Consider the following 11,469-nt stretch of genomic DNA (forward strand, 5'->3'; position numbering starts at 1 on the left):
CCATTAAATTCACAGAGACAAAATACTCAAACCTTAGATAGAAACTGAGGGTGGGGTAATAGTGTTATTAGCAAGTAAATCTACATCTTTCGATGCTTCATTTACGCGCAGAATTTTCGCTCCTAACTGCTGCAACTTTAGATCCAGACGATCATAGCCTCGATCTAAGTGGTGTAATCCTTGAACAATGGTTGTTCCCGTCGCTGCTAATCCGGCTATGACTAAAGCTGCGGAAGCTCTTAAATCCGTGCCTATGACTGGCGCGCCCGATAATACTGGCACTCCCCGGACAAAAGCAGTATTACCTTTAACACGGATATCCGCGCCCAGACGATTTAACTCAGAAGCATGACGCAAGCGATTTTCAAAGACTGATTCGTTAATGATACTGTCACCTTCAGCTACAGTTAGTAAAGCCATGAAAGGTGCTTGCATATCCGTAGGAAAGCCAGGATGGGGCAAGGTATCAATATTTATAGCTTTGAGAGTTTTCGCTGGCAAAATCCGTAAGCAATCTTTCCCTTCCTCAATAATAGATATACCAATCTCCTGTAACTTGGCAATAACGGGGATTAAATGATCTGGTACAACAGGAGATAGAAGTAGTTCAGAACGGGTAATTGCACCAGCAATTAATAATGTTCCTGCTTCAATGCGGTCAGGAATAATAGTATAATCAGTAGAGTGTAATTTAGGTACACCGACTATCGTAATTGTACTTGTTCCTGCACCTTGAATTTTTGCTCCCATTGAGTTACAGAAGTTAGCTAAATCAACTACTTCTGGCTCTCTGGCAGCATTATCAATGATGGTTTCTCCATCTGCTAGGGTAGCAGCCATCATCAAGGTTTCTGTCGCACCAACACTGGGAGTATCTAAATAGATTTTTGCTCCTGTTAATCTGCCATTATTCCCAGGAACATGAGCATTGCAAATACCGTGTTCAATTAACACTTCTGCGCCCATTGCTTGCAGTCCTCTGACGTGCAAATCTACCGGTCTAGCACCAATGGCACAACCCCCTGGTAAGGGCATTTGTGCTACTCCTAGTCGAGCTAAAATTGGACCAATGGCAAAAAAACTGGCTCGCAGTTGGGTAACTAGTTCATAAGGGGCTTTAGATGTGGTAATTTCTCGCGCATCAACATCTAAAATGTCCTCTTCTCTATTTAAACGTAATCCTAAAGCTGATAAAACTTGTCCCATCCGTTCTACGTCCGCTAATAAGGGAACATTGCGAATGCGACAATCACCGGAACAGAGGAATGTTCCAGCCATGATTACCAGGGCGGAATTCTTAGCTCCGCTAATTTTTACATGACCCCCCAAAGGATGCCCTCCACTGATTTGCAAGACTGAGGAGTCTGTTGCCAGTGAAGACTTGGCATCTGGTAAGCTGCTAGAAGAATTAATAAGCCTACCTCCAAAAGTACGTAATTATAAAGGTTTGACGTTGCTTTTTATTCTAAGTCGATTATCTTCTGGCTAAAAGCAAAGAAGAGTCTTCTCTAAGTTGTCAAATGCCATAAATGCCGTTAGATTCTATCATGCAGTATGCCAGCTTGATTGGAAAAATGGGGATTGGCTAGATGTGAACAAAATTTTAAAATTGTTCTGTCTCTATTCTGGCAAATCTTTTCTTGACAAATCAAAAAAATTAGGCAATAATGATAGACTGTTAATAAGATTCGATGCCTGCGGAACTGGCGGAATTGGCAGACGCGCTAGATTCAGGTTCTAGTGCCTTCACGGGCTTCCGGGTTCAAGTCCCGGGTTCCGCATATTAATTCTGGATGTAGCTTTTTACTAAGCGTAAGCCACAAAATAAATGATCCTGTTTTGTCATGCTGAATGTAGCGTTCGCCGAGCGTGGCGTTAGCCATAGCGAAACGAAACATCTCAAGAGATTATTCACTACACTTCGTTTCGTAATGCCTCTGGCACGCTGCGCGAACAGAGTGACATTGGGCATTTCTTTTTGTGGAGTTCTCTAAAACGTTCTTGTATAGTTAGCGGGCAAGATGCCCGCACCACAAGAAAATTTGGGATACTTTTTAAATTGGATAACTCTAAGAGGGTGTTTGAAAAGTCATAATTGCTGTATCAAATGTTCTACCCCTTACCTTATAAAGGCTATCGTGTACACACAAGTTAAATTACCCCCCTTAATCCCCCCGATGCTTTGGGGGAAACCGGAAAAATCAGTCCCCTCCCCAAAGCATCGGGGAGGGTTAGGGTGGGGTAATTTGAGGAATAATGGTGACTCCTGCTGTAAGTAGGTGAACACAATAAGGGACTTCCAAGAAATAAATTATCCTGATTAACGAACCACAGAGGCGCAGAGGACACAGAGGAATAAGGGTTTGAGAGATTTTTGCGTTAGGTGGTTGAGTATTTTTTTATTTGGAAGTCCCTAAAACCAAACTGTGTAAAGAAACGTAAAATCGCTGAAAACTTCTTTACTCTTGCCTCTTGCCTCTTGCCTTGCTATAACGACAATTTTCAACGCCAACCTACTTATCAATGTTCAAATAAATCCTTGAATTGTAATAAATCTAAAGTAACTATTGTGGGTAAAACTTGAAAACATTCTTGGGCAACTTGCGAACGTTCTTCCCGTTCTAACATAGTTGTAAGCTTTTCTCGTACACTTAACAAATAACGGACATCATTAGCCGCATAACTTAATTGTGCATCAGATAAATTACTAGCATTACCCCAATCAGAACATTGGGAACTTTTGTCTAATTCCACTTTTTCCAACTCTAAAACCACATCTTTTAAACCATGACGATTTGTATAAGTTCTAGCTAACTTACTAGCAATTTTAGTACAAAAAATGGGCTGTACAATAATATCTAAATTCTGCCGTAAAGTAGCAACATCAAATCTGGCAAAGTGGAAAACCTTGACAATATCAGTTGCTTCCATTAAAACTTTCAAATTTGGTGCTACCGTTTGTCCTCTAGAGATCCGAATGGCTGTGACTTGTCCTTCCGGGTTGCAGAGTTGAACTAGACATAAGCGATCGCGCCCAGGTAAAAGTCCCATCGTTTCCGTATCAACAGCGATCGCCGGATATCTTAAATACTCAGCCAGAATTTCATCACTTAAGTCGCGATCGCTAACCTGAAAATCTTGTAATGTCATGAACTTATCAAATATAAATTATCTTTATTTTGCCAGACAACATGACCCAAAATTTCTTTCTTCCCCCTGACTCCTACCCCATCAGCAACCCCTACTTATTAGCATTCAAAAATATTTGCGTTAAATACACTTCCCCCTTCTGATTAGTAGCCACACCAACCCCAGTTAAATTATATTTACCCTGAAGATTCTTCAGATGACCGGGACTTTTTAACCAACCAGAAACCGCCTCATTGGCAGGATTGCTATATCCAGTATTATAAGCCACATTTTCTGCCGCACTAGTGTATTTAAGAGGAATCGCCATCACCCGCTGTTCAAATCCTTGATGGCTAAAAGGAACTTCACCCGTCGCCATATTTTGACTGTGAATCCTGGCTTGCTGACTGATTTTTTCGCTTAAATTTAGTTGTTTTAGCCCGCGTTTTGCCCGATATTGATTAATTTGAGTAAAAACCGATTTCTCTAAATTAGTAGTTTCAAACCCAAGATTAGATATTTTGGCTTGACTTGTCACCAGTGATGAAGGCTGATATCCGCCAGGTTGTTTAGCAGAACTATTATCTGGATTCGCAGCAGTCATATAGCCACTAGCGATGACAAGCGTACTTAAAGCGATGCCAAAAGCAGTTTGTCGTAACATAGATTTTTAAGCTAAGTAATGTATGGATTTACTGGATATATACCCTATCTTCTGATTATCAGAATACTTACCAGGATACTATTTGCCGAATATAAACTAAAGAATCATCAAATTTTCACAATTCAAAGCAGTCATATCTCACTCATGACTATAAAATTAATAAATGTTATTTACACTACATTATTAATCAAAATTATTAGCAATAAGTAGTATCCAATGATAGATGTCATAGATACTATTTTTATTAATCAATTATTTTTGACAAAAACTTGTAGCAGGAGTCACCGAGGAAGAGTTAGATCAAGGTAGGAATAGCAGTAGGGGTAAAGCATGAGCCATTGGTGTCAACTTAAGCTCAAATCCCTACCACATCTCGTTCCTAGTCTCTGACTAGGAATGTAGTTAATGAGGCTCTGCCTCTAATATTATGGAAGGCAGAGCCTTCTAGAATTCATTCCCAGTCAGAGCAGGGGAATGAGATGACTTGAGTTCTTTGCGGGATAGAGGTTTTACGTTAAGTTGACACCAATGAGCATGAGCTAAACCCCTACCTTGTGAATCAAACAATCAAGCCGTGTTGGGTATAATTAGTGAATTAAGAACTTAGCCGCCGTTTGCACATCCTTATCGCCGCGCCCAGAACAGTTAATAATGAGCTTAGGACTACCTGCAAGTTGAGGACAGAGAGTTTCCAGGTAAGCGATCGCATGAGAAGTTTCCAAAGCTGGTATAATGCCCTCCAACTTCGACAAGCGTTGGAACGCCTCCAAAGCCTCAGCATCCGTCACACTGTAATATTCAGCCCTGCCAATATCCTTCATATAACTGTGTTCAGGACCAACACCAGGATAATCCAATCCAGCACTAATAGAATGGGGTTCAATCACCTGTCCATCATCATCCTGCAAAAGATAACTCATCGAACCATGTAACACACCAACCTGTCCCTTTGTCAGAGTAGCTGCGTGTTTGCCAGTATCCACACCCTCACCAGCAGCCTCCACCCCAATTAACCGCACAGATGATTCTTTCACAAACTCGTGAAATAGTCCCATAGCATTAGAACCACCACCCACACAAGCCAACAGAATATCAGGCAACCCACCCCATTTTTCCAGAGCTTGAGCGCGAGTTTCCTCACCAATCACCGCATGAAAATCCCGAACCATCATCGGGTAAGGATGGGGACCAGCCACAGAACCCAGGATGTAATGAGTCGTTTCCACATTCGTTACCCAGTCCCGGATGGCTTCAGAAGTGGCATCTTTGAGAGTTCCCGTCCCCGCAGACACCGGACGAACTTCCGCCCCCATCAGCCGCATTCTGAACACATTTAAAGATTGGCGTTCCATGTCGTGAACACCCATGTAAATAATACATTCCAAACCAAACCGAGCGCAAACAGTCGCCGTTGCTACACCATGTTGTCCTGCACCAGTTTCCGCAATAATCCGCCGTTTACCCATACGCTTGGCTAATAATACCTGACCGAGAGCATTATTAATCTTATGTGCGCCAGTATGGTTCAAATCTTCCCGCTTCAAGTAGATTTGCGCCCCTGTACCATCAGGACGAGCATAATTAGCAGTCAGCCTTTCAGCAAAGTACAAAGGAGTAGCCCGTCCGACATAATCTTTCAATAAACCTTGTAATTCAGCTTGAAAAGCCGATTCATGGCGATACTTCTGATATGCTGCTTCTAATTCAGCCAACGCCGGCATCAAAGTTTCAGGAACATACTTACCACCAAAGCGGCCAAAACGTCCTAGAGTATCAGGTACTGAAGCCGTTTGTGAGAAATGAGGAGAGAGAGGAGTAGTAGTCACGGATTGGGTAAAATAAGAGAACAAAGTTAATTGTAATTCTAGAACAATATTGTAGTCAGGGCTTCTAGCTAGTCCCCCCTTCCCAATCTCCACAATTCTCGTTCCCAGTCTCTGACTTTCTCGTTCCCAGTCTCTGACTGGGAATGCCATTTTCGAGGTTCTACCTCCAGTTATAATTGAGGCAGAGCCTCTTAACTGTATTCCCACGCGGAGCATGGGAACTAGAGAGTTCTCTATTTAAATAAGAGAATTTCATCTTATTCCCTCGTTCCCAGTCTCTGACTGGGAATGCCATTTTCGAGGTTCTACCTCCAGTTATAATTGAGGCAGAGCCTCTTAACTGCATTCCCACGCGGAGCATGGGAACTAGAGAGTTCTCTATTTAAATAAGAGTTAAATAAGAGAATTTCATCTTATTCCCTCGTGAGCAATAGATAATTACTATAAATTACTAGGTACTGTTTTAAATTTATCTATTGAACCTAGAGAATAATCCTCTAATTTAAAATCAGCGAAAGGCTTTTTCTCTAATCTATCTCTTAAAGCTTCATCTAATATTACCCCTTCAGCTTGTTTTTTGACACCAATGATAATAATACTACGTTGATAAGCTGTTGAATCAAGGCTTGCTTGACAATCTTTTCTCTGAAATTGTCCCAGATTTAATAAGCGATAACCTTTAACACTGGGTGTACTACTAAATATCTTTTTTCCTAATAATTGGATTTGCTGAGAACGTTCTAAAGCACGTCTTTGTTCGGCGGTAATATCACCTTCACAAGAGGCTGTGCCTACGGAAATAATCTCGCTGGGATTTTCCATAATTTTCTGAATTCCTTCTTGTTCTAAATTAGATTTTAAGGAATCAAGGGTAATAGTTTGATCATTATATTTAATTGGATATGTACTGCCTAATTGCCATTTATATTCTACTGATAAAACCGCAATATTAAATTCGGCAACTCTCCCTTGACTATCTTTTCCTTCTTCATAGGGAAAATAATCAACTTTACCTTGTTTAACTGGTGCTTGTCCATAGTCAGGAGGTAAAGCCGCAAATTTGGTATTTCTAAATGCTAATGATACCCACCAAAGTAGTAATAAAGAAAATATTAAAGCTGCAAACCAGGATAATAATGGTAATTTTTCAGGTTGTTTTTGCGGGGTAATAATGGTATTATTGGTGGTTGGGTTATTAATTATTTCCGTTTTTCCTAACCCGCCAATATTCCTGGTTGTGGATGCATTTTCTGTGAGTTGATATTCAATTTCTGCTAATCTTCTAGAAATTTCTTCAGCATTGCTAGGACGTTGATTGACTGCCATTGACATTAACCAATCAATGAAATCTAATAATAATGGAGAAATATGATTGGCATGATGTCGCCATTGTAAAATATCTAAATGAGGATCATACAATTGTTCGGAGGAAAATCCCGTTAATAAAAATACAAATGTCCGTCCTAAAGCAAAGAAATCTGATGAAGGTATGGCTTGTCCTCGCATTTGTTCTGGGGGACTATAACCTGATGATGAAATTGCTGTCATTCCCCCACCATTGGCTAAATAGGTTCTGGTAATTTCTCTGGCTGTACCAAAGTCAATTAATACTAATTGTCCATCTGGACGAATCATGATATTTGATGGTTTAATATCTCTATGTAGGTATTGTTGGTTATGAACTAAATCTAATATTTCTAATAGTTGTTTTAACCAGACTATGGCTTGGGCTTCAGAAATGGGACGGTTTTGTTGTTGTTTTAACCATTGTTCTAAATTTGGTCCTGCAATTTTTTCCATCACCATACAATGCAAGATGAGATTATTTCTGGTTTGATAGGGAAAATAACCTTCTGTTTGGGGAATTCCAGGATGATTTAGTTGTTGTAAAACGTTGGCTTCTTGTTGAAATAGTGCTAATGCTTTACTATCATTTGTTAATTCTTCTTTCAGGACTTTGAGAATTTTTGGGGTGTCTTGTTGGTAGGCTTCGTAAATTTTGCCAAATCCAGTTTTATCACTCAATAAACGTAATACTCGATAACGTCCTATCAATTCCAATTGAGAACCACAACTTTGACAAAAACGGTTTTCGTCATTATCTGGATGGTTGGGTTGAGGACAAACTGGATTAATGCAAAGGCTCATAATAGGGAACAGGGAACAGGGAATAGGGAATAGGGAATAGGGAATAGGGAATAGGGAATAGGGAATAGGGAATAGGGAATAGGGAATAGGGAATAGGGAATAGGGGTAAATATGTATCTTTAATTTTGCTTTCTACCAATTACCAATTACCAATTACCAATTATCTGATGTTTGTGATGCTAAAAAAGTGGCAACTGTTTGATTAAATTCTGTGGGGTTGGTTAAAAATGGCCAATGATTTCCGGGAACTTGACACAAACTTAAGTTCTTGAGGTTGGTTTTGTAAGGTTGAATTTGCCAATTTTGGCGGTTTACACCTTTTTCTGGTTGTATAAAGAGGGCAGGTGTGTCAATTGGGTGAATAAAACCTGGTACTTCCATAACTGCGTCAAAAATGCCATCACGGGCGGCTATGGTAAATTTGCTACCCCAAGTCCCGTTGGGTTTTTGTTCAATTGCGGCTTGAAAAACTTGCTGTTGCAAAGAACTCCAATTTTGATATTGACTGAGTTGTTTAATTTTGTGTTCAGCTTCTTGGTAACTGGTAAAGGGTCCCATACTTTTGAGGAAAGGTAAGACGCGATACAAGAGAGGAAATGTGATTTTTAGGAAACTGGGCATTTTCCAGATAAAAATGGGATCTACTAAGGTGATACTTTTTAATCTGGTTGGGTTCTCTCTAGCCCAAATAGCGGCTAATTTCCCTGTCCAGGAGTGGCTGACGATATGAGCCGCAGACCATCCTAGTTTGTCCATTAATGCTTCCAAATCAGCGATCGCACTGGCAAAGCTATAATCTTGTTCTGGCTTACTACTCTCACCATGACCACGCATATCTGGCGCAACTATATGGTAATTTGCTGCTAAATAATCTCCCAAACTAGACCAAACCAAGGCATGATCAGCCATACCATGTAATAACAGTAATGGTTCTTGACCTTGACTCCATTCTAAATAAGAAAGTTGAATATCAGATGTTGATAGAGTTTGACGTACAGGCATGATTTTGTCAATCTTTTCCAGGACAGGGGAAGAGGGAATTTTACCAGAAAAATAACTTTTTTGGGATTAATTTTTAATTTTGATGATTGTACTGATTAGCACGAATTAATGGAACTAATAAATGTCAAAATCAAGAGTAGAACTACAAGGATATTAAAATTACTATGCCAGAAATAGAACAATCCATTGCCCAACACTATCACGACCGGACTAAGTACCACCCTGAAACCCTGGCTTCTAAAAGTCGTAATTTAGACTGGAATAAACAGCCAGTACCGTTCAAAGAGTATAAAATTGGCTCTGACATTGACCTTAAACCTTATCTGCAAGAAACAGCGGCAACTGTTGCCAATCAACAAGATACCAAATGGTGGTGGCGGCTTTCTCAACTATTATTTCACAGTTATGGACTCACTGCAAAAATGCCTTCCTTGGGTAATACAGTATACTTACGTTCTGCGCCTAGTGCGGGGGGCTTATATCCGGCTGAAGTATATTTAGTTTCTCGCGGGACACCATTATTACCGCCGGGACTTTATAACTATCAATGTCGAACTCATTCGTTAATGCACTTTTGGGAAAGTGATGTTTGGCAAAGTTTACAATCTGCTTGTTTTTGGCATCCTTCCCTGGAAAGTACCCAATTAGCTATGATTACAACTGCGGTTTTTTATCGTTCGGCTTGGCGTTATGAAGACAGGGCTTATCGGCGGATTTTTCTGGATACGGGGCATCTTTTAAGTAATATTCAGTTAGCTTGTAATATTGCTGATTATCGCTCTCATTTAATTGGCGGTTTTGCTGATGAGGCTGTTAATGAATTACTTTATATTGATCACGAACAAGAAGGAACAACTGCTGTTTTAGCTTTGGCAGATTTGTTAGATGTGCGCCAAAATTTACCACTAGGACGGACTGCTTTACCTTCGACAACTGCAACTAATTATCCATCTATTCCTGATGGTGAATTGCTGAAATATTTTCATCTAAATACCCAAATTCCTGTGAATAGTAGTAGTAAGTTAAATTTACCAAATGTGGAACTAGAAAAGTCTTTGGAAGATAAGTATAACTTCCCTTTTTGTGAAAAATTTTCGACTCGAACTACACCAATTTATTGGGGCGCAGATTTAGCAGATTTATCGAATACTCTCTATAAACGCCGTTCAACTCGTGCTTATACTGGTGATGATTTAAGTTTTGATGAATTGAAGGCTTTACTTGATTTTACTTATCAACCCCAAAATTATATTGACCAAAATTTAGATCCTCACCCTGATTATTTTGATTTGAATTTAATAGAAACATTTGTAGCTGTTTCTGGAGTGGAAGGATTAGATCCGGGTTGTTATTATTACGCACCTAAAGCCCAAGAATTACGGCAAATTCGGTTTAAAAATTTCCGTCGAGAATTACATTTCTTATGTTTAGGACAGGAATTAGGCAGAGATGCAGGTGCAGTATTATTTCATACTGCTGATTTAAAAAATGCGATCGCTCAATATGGAGATCGTGTTTACCGTTATTTACACTTGGATGCAGGTATTTTAGGACAAAGGCTTAATTTAGCAGCCATTCGTCTTAACTTAGGTGTTAGTGGCATCGCTGGTTTTTTTGATGACCAAGTAAATAATGTCTTAGGTATCCCTATGGATGAAGCAGTGATCTACATTACGACATTAGGAAAACCCAGGTAGAAGTAAAGGAGTCAGGAGTCAGGAGAAAGAAGAAAGAAATTATTCCCCTGCTTACAATATCAACCATAATCACAACATCATCATTAAACTTCCGGTTCAATACCAAGGGACTTTAATTGGGCAATTAGACGATCATTTTTCTGATGTTCTAATTCCGCCCTTTCCTCACCACTTAATAACAAATTACCCTGTGAATCCCAGAACCGTAGCCAAGGTAATTCCAAATTTTTATATTTACCTTGCCAAATCCCTAACTCAATTCCTAAAACGGCAATCGGATAATGTCCACGTTCATTGGCTGCTAATAATTGATATTGTCCTTCCATAAAATGATAAACTTCTATACTGGCTTTGTTCACTCCATAAATACAATAAAAAGCCGGATGAATCACCTGTTCATAAATCCAAAATTTACCTTTCCAGAGAGTTTTATCTCGTTCTTTATCACCATTTCCAGAAACAAATTCCAAGACAATTAGTGGAGCAATAAATTCCTGCCAAAGTACATAAGACTGTCGTATTTCACCATTGACAATAGGTGGCACGTTCGGCACATAAAACCATTTTGGAAATTCTGCACCGCATTCTGGAGTGTAAGTCATTTTCCAATAGATACCTAAATCCTGTCCAATACAATATTGACCATCTGGGTGGTATTTTTGTAATATGGGTTTGATAGATTCTGTTAGTAAAATACCTTGAAAATGTTCTTGCCAATTTTGACCTACGGTACGCTTTGCTAACACAGGCGTACTGTCAGACTCAGGTAGTTGAGTATGGTCTGGAAAACCATTTTTAGCCGTAGAGTCGCCGCTAACCATTATATACTTTCACTTTTTTGCTGAGTGTATAAACTATTGTATACCAATCTTCAACCATTACTTAATCAATATCAAATTCTCAACACATCTCCAGCAACTGTATTTGATGAAATTGCCCAACTAGTAGTCTGTCAACCTGAAAATGACGGGTGAAGGTAAGCAGGGGGTGGGGAGGTGGGGGG

General features: G+C 39.7%; 8 protein-coding genes and 1 tRNA gene. 2 read left to right on the top strand and 7 right to left on the bottom strand.

Annotated features, from left to right (window positions below):
• Window positions 1-33 precede the first annotated feature (33 nt).
• Window positions 34-1,413 (bottom strand): UDP-N-acetylglucosamine 1-carboxyvinyltransferase, encoded by a 1,380-nt coding sequence (gene murA / locus IQ228_RS11550; protein WP_193962908.1) that lies wholly within the window; start codon window positions 1,411-1,413, stop codon window positions 34-36.
• Window positions 1,414-1,697: 284 nt separating this feature from the next.
• Here murA and IQ228_RS11555 point away from each other — a divergent pair.
• A tRNA-Leu gene (locus IQ228_RS11555) sits at window positions 1,698-1,781 on the top strand.
• Window positions 1,782-2,520: 739 nt separating this feature from the next.
• Here the strand turns inward: IQ228_RS11555 and IQ228_RS11560 are convergent.
• From IQ228_RS11560 to IQ228_RS11580, 5 genes are all read right to left on the bottom strand, one after another.
• Window positions 2,521-3,150 (bottom strand): ribonuclease D, encoded by a 630-nt coding sequence (locus IQ228_RS11560; protein ID WP_039205212.1) that lies wholly within the window; start codon window positions 3,148-3,150, stop codon window positions 2,521-2,523.
• Window positions 3,151-3,241: 91 nt separating this feature from the next.
• Window positions 3,242-3,793: a CAP domain-containing protein gene (locus IQ228_RS11565; RefSeq protein ID WP_193962904.1), complete on the bottom strand. Its 552-nt coding sequence runs from the start codon at window positions 3,791-3,793 to the stop codon at window positions 3,242-3,244.
• A gap of 587 nt (window positions 3,794-4,380) precedes the next feature.
• Window positions 4,381-5,619, bottom strand: a complete 1,239-nt coding sequence (gene trpB / locus IQ228_RS11570; RefSeq protein ID WP_027403229.1) for a tryptophan synthase subunit beta — start codon at window positions 5,617-5,619, stop codon at window positions 4,381-4,383.
• A gap of 441 nt (window positions 5,620-6,060) precedes the next feature.
• On the bottom strand, window positions 6,061-7,767 hold the full coding sequence (locus tag IQ228_RS11575; RefSeq protein ID WP_193962905.1) for a serine/threonine-protein kinase: 1,707 nt from the start codon (window positions 7,765-7,767) through the stop codon (window positions 6,061-6,063).
• Window positions 7,768-7,920: 153 nt separating this feature from the next.
• On the bottom strand, window positions 7,921-8,769 hold the full coding sequence (locus IQ228_RS11580; protein ID WP_193962906.1) for an alpha/beta fold hydrolase: 849 nt from the start codon (window positions 8,767-8,769) through the stop codon (window positions 7,921-7,923).
• A 164-nt stretch (window positions 8,770-8,933) separates the two neighbouring features.
• On the opposite strand from IQ228_RS11580, the gene IQ228_RS11585 reads away from it, so the two are divergent.
• Window positions 8,934-10,466, top strand: coding sequence for a SagB/ThcOx family dehydrogenase (locus tag IQ228_RS11585; protein ID WP_193962907.1), 1,533 nt, complete (start codon window positions 8,934-8,936; stop codon window positions 10,464-10,466).
• A gap of 83 nt (window positions 10,467-10,549) precedes the next feature.
• Here the strand turns inward: IQ228_RS11585 and IQ228_RS11590 are convergent, their stop codons facing one another.
• On the bottom strand, window positions 10,550-11,287 hold the full coding sequence (locus IQ228_RS11590; RefSeq protein WP_027403225.1) for a Uma2 family endonuclease: 738 nt from the start codon (window positions 11,285-11,287) through the stop codon (window positions 10,550-10,552).
• Between the last annotated feature and the right edge of the window lie 182 nt (window positions 11,288-11,469).

The sequence above is a fragment of the Dolichospermum sp. LEGE 00246 genome (assembly GCF_015207865.1).
Classification (GTDB): domain Bacteria; phylum Cyanobacteriota; class Cyanobacteriia; order Cyanobacteriales; family Nostocaceae; genus Dolichospermum; species Dolichospermum heterosporum.

Bases quoted from the DNA above. Each gene is read 5' to 3' on its own strand.
- IQ228_RS11580 (WP_193962906.1), bottom strand. From the start codon at position 8,769: ATGCCTGTACGTCAAACTCTATCAACATCTGATATTCAACTTTCTTAT.
- IQ228_RS11565 (WP_193962904.1), bottom strand. From the start codon at position 3,793: ATGTTACGACAAACTGCTTTTGGCATCGCTTTAAGTACGCTTGTCATC.
- IQ228_RS11575 (WP_193962905.1), bottom strand. From the start codon at position 7,767: ATGAGCCTTTGCATTAATCCAGTTTGTCCTCAACCCAACCATCCAGAT.
- IQ228_RS11585 (WP_193962907.1), top strand. From the start codon at position 8,934: ATGCCAGAAATAGAACAATCCATTGCCCAACACTATCACGACCGGACT.
- IQ228_RS11590 (WP_027403225.1), bottom strand. From the start codon at position 11,287: ATGGTTAGCGGCGACTCTACGGCTAAAAATGGTTTTCCAGACCATACT.
- IQ228_RS11560 (WP_039205212.1), bottom strand. From the start codon at position 3,150: ATGACATTACAAGATTTTCAGGTTAGCGATCGCGACTTAAGTGATGAA.